Below are 16548 nucleotides of genomic sequence, written 5' to 3'. Positions count from 1 at the left end.
GATCCTGAAGGAAAAGGTGCTAAGCGCGCCATGCAGCAAGCTGTCAAGGAAGCCGGGATTGACGAAACACAAGTTGACTATATTAACGCACATGGAACAAGTACCCATGCCAATGATAGCGCTGAAGCAAAAGCGATTAGCGAAGTCTTTGCCAACAACGATCACGTTAAGGTCAGCAGCACCAAGGGGATGACCGGGCACGCGTTGGGTGCTGCCGGTGCCATTGAAGCAGTGGCGACAATCGGTGCCATTCAGCGCAATCAGATGCCGGTTAACGTGGGTGTCGTTAATCAAGATGAAGAATGCACGGTTGATCTGGTTAACGAGGACAATAATCAAGCACCGGTTAACTATGCAATCAGCAACTCATTCGGCTTTGGAGGCCATAACGCCGTAATTGCTTTTAAAGGTTGTGATGAATGATGGACGAAAAAGAAATTGAACGGTTATTGGAAAAATTCGACCAGTCTTCATTGAAGAATTTCGAACTGACACAAGATGATTTTAAATTGACATTCAGTAAACGTGACGAGGACCAGCACGCAGTTGTTGAAAATACGACCGCAGCCGGGTCCGCTTCAGTTAATAGTACAGGGCATGAACAAAACGCTCCGGTTCAGCCAACGGCACCAGAAAATGAAGGCGCCCAAAACGTTTCTGAGATTAAAGCACCCTTGGTAGGTGTCGTCTACTTTGCGCCAAGTCCGGATAAGCCTGTGTTCAAAAAGCAGGGCGATCACGTTGAAAAAGGCGACGTGGTTTGCGTTATTGAAGCAATGAAGATGGTCAATGAAGTTAAAAGTCAGGTTTCTGGAACCATCAGCAATATTTTGGTTGAAGATGGCAGTATGGTTGAGTATGACCAACCGATTTTTCAGGTAACCAAGGGGGAATAAGATGCAACCAGATGTACAAGATGTGATCCCACAACGCTATCCCTTCCAGATGATTGATCGGTTTCTTGACGTCAAGCCGGGTGTGAGTGCCAAGGCAGTCAAGTTGATTTCAATTAACGAATGGTTTTTTGCCAACAAGAAAGCGGACAATCTGGTGGTCCCACGCCCAATTATGATTGAGTCGATGGCCCAAACGGGGGTCGCCGCAATTTTGTCAATGCCTGAGTATTCCGGCAAAAACGCCTTTTTTGGTGGTATCAAGGATGCCGTTTTCCAAGACGATTTTCGTCCTGGGGATCGCTTAGAGTTTGAAGTGGAATTAAAAAAGCTCAAGCACAATATCGGCTTAGGTCACGGAACAATTACCCGAGATGGGCAGAAAATTTGTGATGCCGATTTAATTTTTGCAGTTGAGTAATAGAGGTGAGCGGATGTTTAAAAAAGTATTAGTTGCCAATCGTGGCGAAATCGCCGTACAGATTATCCGGGCACTTCACGACATGAATATTACCGCCGTGGCAGTTTATTCCAGTGTTGATAAGGACAGTTTGTTCGTTCGCCTGGCTGATGAGGCAATTTGTATTGGCGGTCCGCAGCCAAGCGAGTCTTATTTGAATATGGCCCAAATCATCAGTGCGGCTAATTTGACCGGCTGTGAAGCCATTCATCCCGGTTACGGCTTCTTATCCGAGAACGCGGAGTTTGCCGAACTGTGCGAGACCTGCCACATTAAGTTTATTGGTCCCAGTCATGAGTTGATTTCGTTGATGGGTGATAAATCAAATGCCAGAGAAGCCATGAAAAGAGCCGGCGTTCCGGTGATTCCTGGAAGCGAGGGCGTTGTCAGCACGGTCGCTCAGGCCAAACGTGTTGCCGAAGACATCGGCTATCCGGTTTTGTTAAAATCCGCTGCCGGGGGTGGTGGCAAGGGCATTCGTGAAGTTGATGATCCCGACGCCTTACAAGCGGCTTTTGAACAGACACAACAAGAAGCACGACTTTCCTATGATGACGAAGATATTTACGTTGAAAAGCTGATCCGCCACGCCAAACACGTTGAAATGCAGGTCATTGCCGACACGTTTGGCAACGTGGTTTATTTACCAGAGCGGGACTGTTCGCTACAGCGCAATCATCAAAAGGTCATCGAAGAAAGTCCATGCCTGTTGATTTCGCCGGAAGAACGAAAACACTTAGGCGAAATTGTTGCCAACGCGACATTGAAATTAGGGTATACCAACACGGGGACTTATGAGTTCTTAATGGACGACGCGCACCATTTTTATTTCATGGAAATGAATACGCGGCTTCAAGTCGAACACACGATTACCGAAGAAGTGACCGGAATCGAACTGGTCAAGGCCCAACTGGCCGTGGCTGCGGGCGAAAAGCTGGCCTTTAGCCAAGCAGATGCCGCTGTCAAGGGTCATGCGTTGGAGTGCCGGTTGAACGCAGAAGATCCTGCCAACAACTTTGCACCTCAACCCGGCCAAATTAGTCAATTACTTTTCCCGGCAGGTTCACTCGGCGTTCGAATTGATTCCGGGGTAACGGCTGGAAGTTTTATTTCGCCGTTTTACGATTCCATGATTGCCAAGCTGATTGTCCACTTAAATGATCGGGATGCGGTGATTGCAAAAATGAAACGCGTTTTAGGCGAACTTGAAATTGAAGGCATCCAGACCAATCAAGATTTCTTGAAAGCTTTGATTGGGACCGATCAGTTCAAGCAGGGCACTTATTCAACCAGTTTTATTGAAAATGATGTTTTAAGTGACAAGGAGGGGTTCCATGTTACGGAGTCGGTTTAATATGCCTAGCCACGAAGAATTAGTTAAGCGAATGGACAGTATTCCCGACCATATTCTCCGTGAATGCCCAATTTGTCACGCAACGTTTTTTTCACTGCGGGCCGGGTCAAACAAGACCTGTCCCAATTGTGGCTACGGATTTCGAATTACGGCTAAGCGGCGGGCAAAGATCACCTTTGATTCCTTTGAAGAAATCGATCGGCAAATGACGATTCCGGATCGTTACACGGACGAAAAGTACCTGGCCAAGGTCAAAAAAGCCAAGAAGGTCACCGGCATTAACGAAAGTGTCTTGACCGGGATTGGAACGCTTGACCACCAGCAGGTTGGTGTCGGGATCATGGACCCGTTTTTCGTCATGGGGAGCTTGGGCAGTGCAACTGGTGAAAAGATTACCCGTTTGTTTGAAGAAGCAACCAGAAAGCACTTGCCGGTTGTCATGTTTACCGCTTCTGGGGGCGCCCGGATGCAGGAGGGAATTCATTCTCTGATGCAGATGGCCAAGGTATCCAGTGCGGTTGAAGCACACAGTCAAGCAGGTCTCTTTTATATCGTTGTACTTTGCGACCCAACCACTGGTGGGGTGACGGCCAGCTTTGCCATGCAGGGCGATATCATTTTAGCTGAACCCCACGCACTGGTTGGTTTTGCCGGCCGGCGGGTGATTGAGCAGACAATTATGCAAAAGCCGCCGAAGGACTTTCAGAGCGCTGAAACCGTGATGAATCATGGGTTTATTGACGCGATTGTTCCCCGAAAAGATATGAAGCAGACGTTGTCCAAATTGATTTCTCTGCACACAAAGGAGAATGTATATGGTTAATAAAACTGCATATGACCGGGTTAAGGCAGCCCGCCGACCGGATAAAATCGGCACCAGTGAACTTATCCATGGGTTAACGACCGACTTTTTCGAACTCCACGGCGATCGCTTAGAAGCCGATGATCAGGCGATTATTGGCGGCGTTGGCCTGTTGAAGGGAAAGCCGATCACGGTGGTTGGCATTCAAAAGGGTAAAGATACAGACGAAAACATTGCCCGCCACTTTGGCAGTCCAACGCCGGAGGGGTATCGTAAAGCGCTTCGCTTGATGAAGCAGGCGGAAAAGTTTCACCGACCGATTTTGAGCTTGGTGAATACACCTGGGGCTTGGCCGGACGTTGAATCTGAGTACCATGGTCAAGGATCAGCGGTGGCACAAAACATTTTACAAGGTATGCAGCTCAAGGTTCCCTACGTGACAATTATTGTCGGCGAAGGGGGCAGCGGCGGCGCGCTTGCTTTGGCGACAGGAGATCGGGTCTGGATGTTTGAAGACAGCATCTACTCGGTTCTCTCGCCGGAAGGCTACGCCAGCATTATGTGGAAAGATTCATCCAAGGTTCAAGAAGCGGCGGAAGAACTTAAATTAACACCGGAAGCGTTATTGAAAGATGGTATTATTGATAAAATTATTCATGAATATAAATCCGGTGATGATTTGACCCCGCTGATTGACATGCTGGACGATGCGTTTTCTCACCTGGCTGAACTGCCGGCTGATGAACTGGTTGAACGCCGTGTTCAACGTTATCGTAATTTTTAGTTGAAGAACAGATTTGGAGGCTCAAATATGAGTGGTTTTTTAGATGGAAAGACAATCGTCATTATGGGGGTTGCAAATAAACGCAGTATCGCTTGGGGCTGTACCCAAGCAATCTTGGATCAGGGTGCCAAAGTCATTTTGTCTTATCAAAATGATCGCATTAAGAAGAGTTTGGAACGTTTCGTTCCTGACGACCTTGATTTGATTGAGTGCGACGTTTCAGATGATGCCAACGTTTCGAAGGCGTTTGAAGAAATTGGCCAAAAGTATGGCAAAATCGACGGTGTCATTCATGCGATTGCCTTTGCAGACAAGGATACGTTAACTTCTGGTCTGGTGAACACCACAAAGGAAGGCTATGATTTAGCACAAAATATTAGCGCTTATTCATTAATTTCGGTTGCCCGTTACGCACAACCGGTATTGAATGATCCGGCTAGTATTTTGACGTTGACTTACTTTGGGTCGACTCGGGCTATCCCAAATTACAACATGATGGGTGTTGCCAAAGCTGCGCTTGAAGCCAACGTTCGCTACTTGGCTTCTGATCTTGGCAGTGACGGCATTCGTGTGAACGCCATCTCAGCTGGGGCGGTTAAAACCTTGGCTGTTACTGGGATCAAACATCACAGTGACTTGCTAAAGGAATCAGAATCACGAACCGTTGATCAAAAGAGTGTCACAACCAATGAAATTGGGAATGTTGCCGCCTTTTTGATGAGTGATTTATCAACCGGGATGACCGGTGACGTGGTATACGTTGACAAAGGTGTCCATTTAATTTAGATCTAACGACGTTTTGAGTGGGGTGGGAAATGATGAATCACCAAGACCAAATTTTGATGGCACTTTTAAAAGCAAACGGGCGTTACGTTTCAGGAAATACGCTTGCCAAAAAGTTTGATATCAGCCGCCCCGCAGTCTACAACAATATCTTGAAACTCCAAGAATGTGGTCATGTGATTTCCAGTAAAAAGGGCTTGGGCTATGCTTATCAAAAGTCTCGGGCGTTTAATCGTCAAGCCATTGACCATTATCGAACGACGACGCTTCCGGTCAACATCCATACCTTTAGCAGTTTGGCGTCAACGAATGACTATGCCAAGCAGTTCAGTAGTGCCAATCAGGTTGAACTTCCGCAAGTCTTTTTGGCCGATACACAAACCAAAGGCCACGGCCGGCTCGGCAGACACTTTTATTCTCCAAGTAAGGGTGGCATTTATATGAGTCTCCTGCTGCCGATTCACAGTCGGATCACGATTCATTCCGGGTTGTTGACCACAGGCACAGCCGTTAGCGTGGTGCGGGCGTTAAAACAGTTTTTCGCCAACGATGATTTCCGGGTCAAGTGGGTTAACGACATCTTGGTGCACAATAAGAAGTGTGGCGGAATTTTGACCGAGACCGTGACAAGCCTGGAAGATGGCTCACACGAAAGCGTCGTGGTCGGAATTGGGCTCAACATTGACTCTGACAATTTTCCGGCCGAGATTCAGCAAAAGGCCGGCGCAATTGTGACCAAAAGTTCAGTTGATAAGAATCGAATTGCTGCCAGCATCATTGACAATTTCTTTTATATGTATCAAACCTATGAGAGTGGCAGCTTTCTCAAGGAGTACGCAAGGCTTTCTGAGACGCTGGGCAAACGAGTTGAGATTGTCATGGGAAATCAGACGGTGACCGGAGTGGCTGATCATTTTACTCATGAAGGTGCGTTGGTGATTCAAAAAGATTCTGGTCAGACTGCGACAATTTCAAGTGGTGAGGTGACGAAAGTCTATTTGCCGGAAAATCAGTACCGTGGCTAACGTTTTTAATAATTTGACGGTTAATCGACTTGTTTAAGTGGCTTAACCGCCTTTTTGAAGGGTGACATTAATTGAAGATTCGAGACATTGTCCAAACGGCCTTAATCACGGCGGCAATTATTGTCTTAGGAATGATTCCCCCAATTCCATTAGGATTTATTCCGGTGCCAATTGTCATGCAGAATCTGGGGATTATGCTTGCCGGCATTGTTCTGGGTGCCAAAAAGGGGACGATTGCCGTTTCCATGTTCTTGTTACTGGCATTTCTTGGTTTTCCAGTTCTGAGTGGCGGTCAAGCAGGTCCAGCGGTCTTTATTGGACCGACTGCGGGCTATTTGCTGGGTTGGCTAATAACTCCCGCAATGATGGCTTACGGCCTCTCTAGGCCAATTGTGAGCCGTTCATGGGGGCAACTGATGGTCATCTGGATAACGGCCGTCTTGATTGTTGATGCAATTGGCTCGTTTTGGTTGTCGGTTGTGACGCCAATTTCGCTGACGGGTTCGTTAATGTCAAATCTGACCTTTATTCCAGGCGATTCAATTAAGGTGTTTGCCGTTTATTTGATTGGTGTGCGAATGAAGGCACTGACGACGACTCCGGTCGTTAAATAAATATGAGCAAACAGGAAAAGCGTTTTGATCCCGGTCATTGAGAACTGGGGTCAAAACGCTTTTTTTGTTGGCTTCAAGAAACGCTTGGGGATTCTGCAGCGAGTTGAATGGCTTCAGAGATCCGATTGAGATCAATGGTAATCAGTGATTGTGGACCGGTGATTCTAAAGAGTGGTGGAATCGCTGAGACGTTGAGAACTTCCCGGAGCTTTTCTTGGGAGATGTCAGAAACATCTAAATAGTGAACGGTCACCGCATTATACTGAATGGCAGGCAACAAAATTTGGGCTGCTGTTCGACTAACGGGGTCGTCCGCTTGACCAATAAACACAATTTGATCGTGGGGATGAGTTGCCATTGCCGTTAAATCTGCCAGATTAATCGGGTGAATGAAATGAGATGCCTTTAACATGTGGGTATAAGCACGTTTTTGTGAGTTGACAATGAGTTGTTCAAACAGACGCCAACCAAATAGTTTGGACAGTATCAATAATCCAAGTAGGGGCAATGCAAAAATATAGTTCATCAGGGCAATGACAAACGCGCCCAACCATTGGAAAAGGACTGAATCAAAGCCACCAGGAATGAAGATTGTGGCGTTACTTGCCTGAATCGCCAAAAAGTAGCTGGTTCCATTAACACCCCGATCAATCGCTGCAACCGAACTGGATTGATGGCCGGCATGCTCGCCAATTGTTTTCAGCCAAAAAGCGGAAATTGGGAAGAACAAACCGGCATTGATGACGTTATAGTAATCAAACATCATTGAGGATTGGCTGGCACCAGTTGCGGATTTTAAGTGGGTTCCCAGCCAAAAGATGAAGCACAACAAGCCACTCAGTAAGTATATTTTGAGCCATTTCGAGAGCGTCTTCATTCCACCGCCTCCAATCTTCATTGAAAGTATAACACTGTGGGTATTTAGATAATAGTCACTTAAGCGTGGCATCAAAAAAAGCGGTTGGAGCAAAACGTTTCGTTTTGTCCGACCGCTTAATTCATTTATCAGAAAACCTGTGGGTGGTTTAGATTAATGGAACAGCAAGTTAAGTCCCATAACCATGATGATACCAACAATTGAAATAATTGTTTCAAGCACCGTCCAAGTCTCAAGTGTTTGTTTAATTGTCAAATCGAAATATTCTCTGAACATCCAGAAACCAGCATCGTTAACATGTGATGCAGCAAGTGAACCGGCACCAATGGCAAGTACCATCAAAGCGGGGTCAACACCGGCTTGAGACATCAGTGGTGCAACAATACCAGCGGCAGTCAGTGAGGCAACGGTTGCAGAACCTAAAGCAATCCGAAGGACAACGGCCACTAACCAGCCAAGAATTAATGGTGAAATTGGGGATCCGATAAACAGTTGAGCAACGGCTTTACCAACACCACCGTCGATCAGTACTTGTTTGAAGGCACCACCACCACCAATAACCAACAGCAGCATGGCGATTGATTTAACGGCATTTTCAAGTGACTCCATGATTTGAGCAGTTGAACGCTTACGATTCCAACCCATGGACCACATTGCGAAGAATAATGAAATTAACATTGCAATACTTGGTGAACCAATAAATTCAATAATTGAATCAAGTGCTGATGGGTTCTTTGGATCCACACCACCGTTGACAGTTAGCTTATAGATTGTGGCAATGGCCAGCAAGATAACTGGGAACAGGGCAGTTAGTACAGAGAGACCAAACGATGGTGATTCTTCAGGGGTAAATTGTTTAACTTCACCAATTGAAGACAAGTTACCTTTACGATTGAATGCGTCAGGCGCATACTTCTGTGCAACACGTGAGAAAAGTGGTCCGGCAATATATGCAGCAATAATAGCAATGACAAAACCGAACAAGAGAACTTTACCATCGTTTGCACCCAAAACTTGCGCAATGGCAACTGGTGCTGGATGGGGTGGCAAGAATCCGTGGGTAACTGACAAAGCAGCGGCCATTGGAATTCCTAAATAAAGAATTGGAACGCCGGCTTCAACGGCAATAGCGAAGACGATTGGAACCAGTAAAACCATTCCAACTTCGAAGAACAATGCAATACCAAGAATAAATGAAGCAAGCATAACGGCGATCTGGAGACGTTTCTTACCAAAACGTTTAATCAGAGTCTCGGCGATCATATATGCACCACCGGAATCCGATACCAGTCGCCCTAACATGGCACCAAAGCCGAAGACCATGGACAACTCGCCAAGTTGACTCCCAATACCGTTTGTGACTGAAGTGGCGATGTTTCCAAGCGGCATTTGTAACATAATCGCAGTAACGACAGCAGTTAATACCAACGAAACGAAGGTATTAATCTTGAACTTGATAATCAGAACCAGCAAAAAGATGATTCCGATTAACAGCGCTAGTAGCTTTAATATCATAATTTTTCCCCTTTCAAATGACAAAAACCATTACAAACTCTATTCAGACTTGTTAGCCCCTTCGCCTTCATGTTCATGACGGCGTTGATACTCAGCGATGTTCTTATATTCCGGCTGAAGTGAACGACTTAAGCGGATATAAATTGGGATTAATTCCCGGTAGGCTTGGAAATTCTTTGGATCCGGATGGTGAACAACGGTTGTGCCGACAAAGTTGGAAACGTCAGTTAAGCTGTTAATCAACCCTAGGCTGTACATGCCAAGCGTTGCGGCCCCAAGAGCGGTACTTTCAAAACTTTCGGGAATCGCAACGTCCTGCTCAAAGATATCGGTTAACATTTGACGCCAAAGTGCAGAACGGGCAAAGCCACCACTTGCTTGTATGCTGGTAGGGCGGCCGACAACTTCTTCAAGGGCCAATGCGACCGTGTAGAGGTTGTAGACAATCCCTTCAAGAACGGCACGAATCATGTGGGCTCGAGTATGGGTACGGTTCAAGCCGAAGAATGATCCTCGAGCATTGGCATCCCAAATTGGTGCCCGTTCGCCGCCCAGGAATGGGAAGAATAACAGACCGTCTGATCCAGCTGGAATCTTAGCGGCAATTTCTGTTAACAGATCGTATGGATCAATGTGCATTTGTTCAGCAGTGACTTTTTCAGGAGCACAAAGTTGATCACGAACCCAACGGAAGACGACACCACCGTTATTCACAGGTCCGCCAATGACCCACATGTCCTTTGCCAGATAATAACAGAAGACTCTGGCTTTTGGATCAGTGTGCGGCTTATCAGTGACAACCCGAACAGCGCCGGAAGTCCCAATTGTAACGGCGATGACGCCTGGCTGAATCGCATTAACCCCCAGGTTGGCCAAAGGACCGTCCGAAGCACCAATGATAAATGGCGTGTTTGGATCGATTCCCAAAACCTTAGCGTATTCGTCATGCATCCCTTTGAGTTGGTAGGTAGTATCCACCAGCTCCGGCAGTTGGTCACGAGTGACACCAGCCAACTTGAGTGCTTGTTCGTCCCAGTCCATGTTGTAAATGTTGAACATCCCAGTTGCGTTGGCGATCGAATAATCTTCTTTTAAGACACCGAATAATTTATAAAGAATGTACTCCTTGATCCCAACAAACCAGCGGGCTTGGTTGAACAAATCAGCTTCATCGTTTCTCAGCCAAATTAACTTGGTTAACGGCGTCATTGGATGAATCGGTGTTCCGGTATGCTTGTAAATTTCCATGCCTTCGGGGCTGGCCTTTAACTTATCCGCATAGTTGACGGCGCGGTTATCGCCCCAGGTAATCGCCCGTGTCAGCGGCTTGTGATCCTCGTCAAGCAGAATCAGACTGTGCATGGCACAAGAAAATGCAATCCCTTTCAATTCTCCTTTCTTTAAATTTGCTTTGCGAATCACTTCAGTAATGCCGTCAGACATCGCTGAGAAAATTTCCTCTGGATCTTCCTCGGCCATATCAGGGGTATCTTGATAAAGCGGATATCCATTGTTGGAATATCCGTGAACCTTACCCTTAACATCGTAGAGCACGGTCTTAACACTGGTTGTTCCAATATCAACACCTAGCGTATAATCCATGTCAATAACTTCCCTTCTTTATTAGTGACAGTCACGGCCGAAACAAGCCTGATCGCGTGGTAAAAAATAATCACTGCGTCGTTCTACCAATGTCAATCGTGTAGCATTGGTTCGGTACCGCTTCCAAATAAAAATATCATCTTAACTGGTATACTTCAAATATTTCGACCATTGAATTTACCAGCTTGTAAACGCAACCACAATTATATGAAAAACAATTTCACAATGCAAGAAATTTGTTGTAAAATATTTACAATGAGACAAAGTAAGCACTTATTATACATGAAAGGTGATCATTATGAGCTCGCCAGTCCAATTATTGAAACAATCGTTTGATGATCTAAGCAGAACCAATAAAAAAATTGCGAAATACGTCATGGAAAATCCACAGGCTGCCTCGGAGGCTAATATCGAGGATTTGGCCGAGGTGACCGAAACATCAACCGCTTCAGTCTCCCGTTTGGTAAAAACCTTGGGGTACGGGAACTTCCGCGAGTTTACGTTGGCATTGGCCTATACGCAATTGCGACCACAGAATCTGCCGATCTTTAAGGATATTGACGCCCAGGATTCTCTGGGAACGATCGCCGATAAAATTTTTAACAGCAGCCAGCGGGCGATTCAAGACACCCGTACCGGGATTGATGAAGATGAATTTGCCCGCGCCGTATTAAGGATTATCCATTGTCGGCGCCTGGGACTATTTGGTTTGGGTGGCTCTTCAGTGGTTGCCCTTGACGGCTATCACAAGTTTTTGCGGACCTCAATTGAATGCGCCTATTATCCGGACTTTGACGTACAGTTGATGCAAGCTGTAAAATTGGGGGAGGAAGATTGTGCAATCGTCATTTCTCACTCCGGTAAAAACCGCCAAACATTGAAAGTGGCTGAAACATTGAAGAAACGAAAAGTCCCAGTGATTGGGATCACCAGCTACCCCGATTCACCATTGGCGCTTCACAGCGACATCACGTTTATTTCGTCAAGTGATGAATCCAATTATCGTTCAGAGGGGATGTACTCGCTGATCGCCCAAATGGCAATCGTTGACACACTGTTTATGATGGCAACGGTTCGAATGGGCCCGGCGACAGAAGATACGATTCGCAACGTTCAAAATATTATTGAAAGTACTCGCGGCTAATACCGGTTAGTCGGGAAACTGAGATGACCTTTATATGAAGCGAAGAGATATTCAACCAATATATGCTGAAACATACCAGCGCCGTAAACGCACGCGCAGGGTTGTTCTCGGCATTTTTTTGTTGGTCGTCATTTTCTTGGTCAGCTTTTTGTTTCTCAAATGGCATGAAAATGAGCAGTTAAAAAAGTATCCAATTCGTGGCGTCGCCATTGATCAAAGCAATGGCTACATCGATTTTGAAAGCTTAAAAAGCCAGGGAATCAACTTCGTGTATTTAAAAGCGACTCAGGGAGCGGCGTATACCGACGACAGCTTTGACAGTAATTTCCAGCGTAGTCAGGGTTCCCAGTTACCGATTGGCGTTTATCACTATTTTAGTTTTACCAGTTCACCGGCTTCTCAGTTCAATAATTTCGTCCGCCAGGTTAAATACAATACAGGAAGTCTGCCAATTTGTATTCAGGTGCAGTATTATGGCACGTTTGATGCGAATTCAATTCACTGGCAGAATGCGCGAAAATCCTTGAGTCACTTAAGTCGGCTGTTAAAGAACTATTACAAACGGCCGGTGGTGATTTGCGCTTCTCATGAGGTGATTAAGAACCTCAAGTTAAAGGCAACTTCAAAGACCCAATTTTGGGTAACGGATGGAAAATTAGGAAAGCCAAACGCGGATGCCACCTTCATTCAGGCAAATGCCAAGACGGGCTTTAAATTGGATCGGCAGTTGGTTTTTCTGCCAATGTCAGTTTTCAATGGCAATCGGGGCCAGTGGCATCGCTATGTCGACTAACGGATCGGGCATTTCTTTAACTGCCTGGTCAATTGTCAACATCAAGCCAAACAAAAAGACCCACCAAATTGGTGAGCCGTCATTCAAGTTTTTTGGTTGCGTTAGCTGATTTAAGATCGTACGTATAGTTTTCCGACTCATCGTAAAATTTGATGGGTCTGGCTTCGTTCCCCCGAATTTCCAACTTATAGCCAAACTTGTCAACATAAGATAATTCATACCTTGTCAGCAGTGATACCTTTGCCGACATGTCTTTGCCATCAATCAATAATTTCAGATCTGGTCCGATTTCAATTTGGTGGACCCGATTTCTGTGATCAACATATTCCCAAGTGCCGACAAAAAAGAGTGGATCGGCTGGATCCGGCTGGTGACTTGGGGCTTTTCTGGTATGAAAAAGACTGAAAAGAAATGAAACCATAAAGATAAAGATGCTGCGTTTGCGCAAAAAATCATCCCCTTAATACAGATTAGAGTCCCAGTATACCTGCAAAATATAACAGAGAGTGTCTGATTTCGTTTTCATTGGGTTAAAACCTTGTTACAATTTAATTAAGAAGGGTGGTTGTTAAATTGATTAAATTAGGGATTATCGGAACCAACTGGATTACCCAGCAGTTTGTCGAGGCCGTTAAATTGTCCGGCAGGTATGAGTTGGTCAGCGTATACTCCAGGCACGCAGAAACGGCAAAGACCTTTGCTGAGAAAAATGGCGCGCAGGAGACGTTCACCGACCTCGACCAATTTTTCTCCCAGGGGGCATTTGATACGGTGTATATTGCGTCGCCCAACAGCCTTCATTTTGCCCAGGCCAAAAAAGCGATTCAAGCCGGCAAAAATGTCATCGTCGAAAAGCCCGCTTTCAGCACCCAAAAGCAAATGGCGGCAATTCAACAGCTGCTTGATGAAAATGATCAAGTTCTGTATTTTGAGGCGGCCAGAAATATCCATACTGAAAACTTTCATGCGATCGAAAAGAAATTGGGCGAATTAAAAACCGTTCAGGGAGCAGAATTTACCTACTCGAAATATTCGTCTCGTTACGACAAAGTATTGGCTGGAGAAGTGCCAAACGTCTTCTCGCCGAAGTTTGCCGGCGGCGCCTTGCAGGATTTGGGGGTCTACACCGTCTATGATGCGGTTGCGTTATTCGGAATGCCTGAAGACGCGGTTTACTTCCCACAACGGATCGCTTCCGGTGTTGATGGCAAGGGAACAGCGATTTTAACTTATCCAGAGTATAATGTAACCTTGAACTTTTCAAAAATCACCAATTCCCATATGACGTCCGAAATTTATGGTTTGAAAGACTTGATTGAAATTGATGATGCCGGCGAAATTAACGCGGTGATCTATATTGATGATGATCAAAATAAACAGATGATTGGCAACACGATTGATGAGAACCCAATGCTGCCAGAGGCAAAAGATTTTGCCCGCGTCATCGAAGATCCGCATCACTCACAGAACCAAAAGGATTATGCCTACTGGCGTCAGTTGAGTGTTTACGTCAATCAGCTGATTTATCAGTTGCGGCAGTCCGCCCACATTTCGTTTACCGGCGAAGAGAATTAACCAAGAAAATGGAGAAACAACGTGATAGAAGAATTTAAAACCCATGCTGCAAAATTAGGCTACCAACAACCGACGGCCATTCAAAAAGCAGTCTACCAGCCCCTTAAAGACGGCCAAAGCGTGGTTGGCCTGGCACCAACCGGTTCAGGAAAGACAGTGGCTTTTGCCCTGCCATTACTTGAACAGATTCAACCGGATGACGGATTATCGCTTTTGGTCATTGAACCGTCTGCCGAACTGGCAATGCAGACGCAAAAAGTCCTTTTGGAATGGGGGAAGCTGATTGGCTTGTCAGTCGAGGGGATTATTGGCGGTGCCAACATTTCCCGCCAGATCGATAAGCTGAAAGATCACCCAAACGTGATTGTCGGAACAACCGGCCGGATTATGAACCTGATTGATTTGGGAAAGTTAAAACTCGATTCACTTCAGGCAATCGTCATCGATGAAGCGGACAATTTGTTAAGTGAAGACACGTTGGCCTCAATTCGGACCTTGGTTGATTTGGCCCCGGACGAAGTGTCACTTGGATTCTTTTCTGCGACCAAGAATGATCTTTTGACCCACATCAATCGCTGGTTTATCCAAGATATTCAGACCTATGATGTATCTGAAATTGACGATACCCGCGGCGTTGTTTCGCATACTTTGTTGGAGGTGTCCAACAAGAAGAAAGCACAGATGTTGTTGAGATTTCTCCACATGAAGGATTTCAAGGCGCTCGTCTTTTTTGACAAGTTGGATACCCTTCAAAAAGTGGCTGGCTTTTTGGCGCATCGCCACATCAAAGAAGCTGCCCAACTGACCAGTGAACAACGGCAAACGGTTCGGCAAAAGGCATTGAAAGATTTCCGCCAGGGAAAAGTTCGCCTGTTATTGACCACCGACGTTGCTGCTCGGGGGATGGACATTGATAAATTACCAGTGGTTGTGAATTTTGATTTGCCATCTGATCCGAAAACCTATATTCACCGGGTTGGCCGGACCGGACGGATGCATCAAGACGGAATGGTCATCAATATGGGGGATGATCATGACCTCCGGGATCTGAAAAAGTTGGTTAAACCATATGATTACGAGCTGAAAAACATTTATTTCGATGGCAACCAGCTCTCCGATACCCGGCCGGATACACCGGTTAATTTGGATGATCAAAGCGATCGGCACGCGCCAAAGCCCCGGACTAAAGAAGCGGTTAAGTCCGAGTCCAAAAAGACAGTCCACAAGCGTCCGCAAATCAAGCCACAGGGCAAAAAGAAGCACAAACATTCCAAGCGAAAAGGGATGCATCATAAACGCACAGAACAATAATCCTCTTTACACAACTGCCGATAAATGAGAAAATTGATCTGCAGTTGTTTTGGCCCCATAGCACAACTGGATAGGGCACCCGCCTCCTAAGCGGTTGATCCCGGTTCGAGTCCGGGTGGGGTCAGTAAAAAAATCAATTAGGCTCTTAAAGCCTCAAAAACACTAGCGACGAACGTTAAGTTCACCGCTGGTGTTTTTAGTTTTGACGGGACTGTTAACTAATGAATCATCAAGCTTCTAACTGTTTAATGCCGGTCACAAATCAGTTGTGTTTCCTGCTTGTGAAATCGGTTTCACATGCCTATAATAATGGCGGTACCAAAAACTTTAGGAGGTTGATTATTCATGCGCAGATTTAAATTTCGCTGGTTAATGTTGCTCGGTGTGATTGCTGTATTTGGATTGATTATCACTGGTTGTGGCCAGAAGAAGGCGGCTGATAAAGGGCCGTTGACCGTTGCCACGTCCGGGACCCTTTATCCAACGTCGTATCATGATCAAAAGACGAATAAGCTGACCGGCTTTGACGTCGAAGTTGTGCGTGCCGTCGGGAAGAAATTGGGGAGAAAAGTGGTCTTTAAGGAAATGAACGTTGATGGTCAAGAGACTGCCGTTAAGACCGGCAAGGCTGATATGGCTGCCAATGACTTCTCCGTTTCGCCACAAAGGAAAAAGGAATTTGCATTATCGACGCCATATAAGCACTCGTTTAATAGTATTATTGTTCGAAAGAAAGACGATTCAGGCATTCATTCATGGGCCGATATTAAAGGCAAAAAAGCTGCTGGCGAGGCGGGGACCAATTACCAACGTCTTGCAAAGCAATTAGGTGCCAAGACGGTTAACTACAACAACGTTTCAAATGATGTTTATATTAAGGATGTTGAAGCGGGTAAGACTGATTTGATTATGAATGATTATTACCTTCAAAAATTAGCGTTGGCTGCCGTTCCAAACAACACCTTGAAGATTATGCCAAATATGTACTTCACAACTAATGAAGACGGCAAGGGTGT

At 45.8% G+C, this 16548-nt stretch carries 17 protein-coding genes, 1 tRNA gene and 1 pseudogene; 15 read left to right on the top strand and 4 right to left on the bottom strand.

Annotated elements, in window-relative coordinates; translation table 11 throughout:
- The 9 genes and pseudogenes from AB3112_RS02685 to AB3112_RS02645 all read left to right on the top strand — a co-directional run.
- Positions 1-423 (top strand): annotated as a pseudogene (locus AB3112_RS02685) (beta-ketoacyl-[acyl-carrier-protein] synthase II); the annotation flags it as partial.
- Complete coding sequence (gene accB, locus AB3112_RS02680; protein ID WP_367333916.1) at positions 423-896, top strand: acetyl-CoA carboxylase biotin carboxyl carrier protein; 474 nt, start codon at positions 423-425, stop codon at positions 894-896. The pseudogene AB3112_RS02685 and the gene accB, both read left to right, overlap by 1 nt.
- A gap of 1 nt (position 897) precedes the next feature.
- Entirely contained in the window at positions 898-1314 is a 417-nt protein-coding gene (locus tag AB3112_RS02675; RefSeq protein ID WP_057911062.1) for a 3-hydroxyacyl-ACP dehydratase FabZ family protein, read from the top strand.
- A gap of 13 nt (positions 1315-1327) precedes the next feature.
- Entirely contained in the window at positions 1328-2707 is a 1380-nt protein-coding gene (accC, locus tag AB3112_RS02670) for an acetyl-CoA carboxylase biotin carboxylase subunit (RefSeq protein ID WP_367333915.1), read from the top strand.
- Positions 2688-3530 (top strand): acetyl-CoA carboxylase carboxyltransferase subunit beta, encoded by an 843-nt coding sequence (locus tag AB3112_RS02665; RefSeq protein WP_057911064.1) that lies wholly within the window; start codon positions 2688-2690, stop codon positions 3528-3530. The genes accC and AB3112_RS02665 overlap by 20 nt, the downstream gene beginning before the upstream one ends.
- Positions 3523-4293 carry a carboxyltransferase subunit alpha gene (gene accA / locus AB3112_RS02660; protein ID WP_367333914.1) on the top strand — a complete coding sequence of 257 codons (771 nt, stop codon included), beginning with the start codon at positions 3523-3525 and terminating at the stop codon, positions 4291-4293. Before AB3112_RS02665 ends, accA begins: the two co-directional genes overlap by 8 nt.
- 27 nt (positions 4294-4320) lie before the next feature.
- Entirely contained in the window at positions 4321-5079 is a 759-nt protein-coding gene (gene fabI, locus AB3112_RS02655) for an enoyl-ACP reductase FabI (protein WP_084974773.1), read from the top strand.
- Between the two features lie 29 nt (positions 5080-5108).
- Positions 5109-6101 carry a biotin--[acetyl-CoA-carboxylase] ligase gene (locus AB3112_RS02650; RefSeq protein WP_084974775.1) on the top strand — a complete coding sequence of 331 codons (993 nt, stop codon included), beginning with the start codon at positions 5109-5111 and terminating at the stop codon, positions 6099-6101.
- Positions 6102-6172: 71 nt separating this feature from the next.
- Positions 6173-6715, top strand: coding sequence for a biotin transporter BioY (locus tag AB3112_RS02645; protein ID WP_367333913.1), 543 nt, complete (start codon positions 6173-6175; stop codon positions 6713-6715).
- 73 nt (positions 6716-6788) lie between these two features.
- Here the strand turns inward: AB3112_RS02645 and AB3112_RS02640 are convergent, their stop codons facing one another.
- From AB3112_RS02640 to gntK, 3 genes are all read right to left on the bottom strand, one after another.
- Positions 6789-7592: a hypothetical protein gene (locus AB3112_RS02640; RefSeq protein WP_084974777.1), complete on the bottom strand. Its 804-nt coding sequence runs from the start codon at positions 7590-7592 to the stop codon at positions 6789-6791.
- Between the two features lie 153 nt (positions 7593-7745).
- Positions 7746-9107, bottom strand: a complete 1362-nt coding sequence (locus tag AB3112_RS02635; RefSeq protein ID WP_057911069.1) for a gluconate:H+ symporter — start codon at positions 9105-9107, stop codon at positions 7746-7748.
- Between the two features lie 39 nt (positions 9108-9146).
- Complete coding sequence (gene gntK / locus AB3112_RS02630) at positions 9147-10709, bottom strand: gluconokinase (protein ID WP_367333912.1); 1563 nt, start codon at positions 10707-10709, stop codon at positions 9147-9149.
- 298 nt (positions 10710-11007) lie between these two features.
- Here gntK and AB3112_RS02625 point away from each other — a divergent pair, with 298 nt between their 5' ends.
- Both AB3112_RS02625 and AB3112_RS02620 read left to right on the top strand, forming a co-directional pair.
- A complete protein-coding gene (locus AB3112_RS02625; protein WP_057911071.1) occupies positions 11008-11853 on the top strand; it encodes a MurR/RpiR family transcriptional regulator in 846 nt (281 codons plus the stop codon).
- A gap of 34 nt (positions 11854-11887) precedes the next feature.
- Complete coding sequence (locus AB3112_RS02620; protein ID WP_084998450.1) at positions 11888-12646, top strand: GH25 family lysozyme; 759 nt, start codon at positions 11888-11890, stop codon at positions 12644-12646.
- Positions 12647-12725: 79 nt separating this feature from the next.
- Here the strand turns inward: AB3112_RS02620 and AB3112_RS02615 are convergent, their stop codons facing one another.
- Positions 12726-13094: a DUF4828 domain-containing protein gene (locus AB3112_RS02615; RefSeq protein WP_084974782.1), complete on the bottom strand. Its 369-nt coding sequence runs from the start codon at positions 13092-13094 to the stop codon at positions 12726-12728.
- Between the two features lie 125 nt (positions 13095-13219).
- Here AB3112_RS02615 and AB3112_RS02610 point away from each other — a divergent pair, with 125 nt between their 5' ends.
- The 4 genes from AB3112_RS02610 to AB3112_RS02595 form a co-directional block, all read left to right on the top strand.
- On the top strand, positions 13220-14221 hold the full coding sequence (locus AB3112_RS02610) for a Gfo/Idh/MocA family protein (RefSeq protein WP_367333911.1): 1002 nt from the start codon (positions 13220-13222) through the stop codon (positions 14219-14221).
- A gap of 21 nt (positions 14222-14242) precedes the next feature.
- The gene (locus AB3112_RS02605) at positions 14243-15532 is read left to right on the top strand and encodes a DEAD/DEAH box helicase (RefSeq protein WP_367333910.1); all 1290 of its coding nucleotides are present in this window, start codon (positions 14243-14245) and stop codon (positions 15530-15532) included.
- 51 nt (positions 15533-15583) lie between these two features.
- Positions 15584-15656 (top strand) — tRNA-Arg (locus AB3112_RS02600).
- Positions 15657-15877: 221 nt separating this feature from the next.
- A partial coding sequence (locus AB3112_RS02595) for a transporter substrate-binding domain-containing protein (protein ID WP_367333909.1) occupies positions 15878-16548 on the top strand: 671 nt, incomplete at its 3' end.

Source organism: Lentilactobacillus sp. (assembly GCF_040773105.1).
Classification (GTDB): domain Bacteria; phylum Bacillota; class Bacilli; order Lactobacillales; family Lactobacillaceae; genus Lentilactobacillus; species Lentilactobacillus parabuchneri.
This window is presented reverse-complemented; position numbering and strand designations above follow the sequence as displayed.

Bases quoted from the DNA above. Each gene is read 5' to 3' on its own strand.
- fabI (WP_084974773.1), top strand. From the start codon at position 4,321: ATGAGTGGTTTTTTAGATGGAAAGACAATCGTCATTATGGGGGTTGCA.
- accC (WP_367333915.1), top strand. From the start codon at position 1,328: ATGTTTAAAAAAGTATTAGTTGCCAATCGTGGCGAAATCGCCGTACAG.
- gntK (WP_367333912.1), bottom strand. From the start codon at position 10,709: ATGGATTATACGCTAGGTGTTGATATTGGAACAACCAGTGTTAAGACC.
- AB3112_RS02665 (WP_057911064.1), top strand. From the start codon at position 2,688: ATGTTACGGAGTCGGTTTAATATGCCTAGCCACGAAGAATTAGTTAAG.
- AB3112_RS02675 (WP_057911062.1), top strand. From the start codon at position 898: ATGCAACCAGATGTACAAGATGTGATCCCACAACGCTATCCCTTCCAG.
- AB3112_RS02650 (WP_084974775.1), top strand. From the start codon at position 5,109: ATGATGAATCACCAAGACCAAATTTTGATGGCACTTTTAAAAGCAAAC.
- accB (WP_367333916.1), top strand. From the start codon at position 423: ATGGACGAAAAAGAAATTGAACGGTTATTGGAAAAATTCGACCAGTCT.
- AB3112_RS02625 (WP_057911071.1), top strand. From the start codon at position 11,008: ATGAGCTCGCCAGTCCAATTATTGAAACAATCGTTTGATGATCTAAGC.
- AB3112_RS02635 (WP_057911069.1), bottom strand. From the start codon at position 9,107: ATGATATTAAAGCTACTAGCGCTGTTAATCGGAATCATCTTTTTGCTG.
- AB3112_RS02640 (WP_084974777.1), bottom strand. From the start codon at position 7,592: ATGAAGACGCTCTCGAAATGGCTCAAAATATACTTACTGAGTGGCTTG.
- accA (WP_367333914.1), top strand. From the start codon at position 3,523: ATGGTTAATAAAACTGCATATGACCGGGTTAAGGCAGCCCGCCGACCG.
- AB3112_RS02620 (WP_084998450.1), top strand. From the start codon at position 11,888: ATGAAGCGAAGAGATATTCAACCAATATATGCTGAAACATACCAGCGC.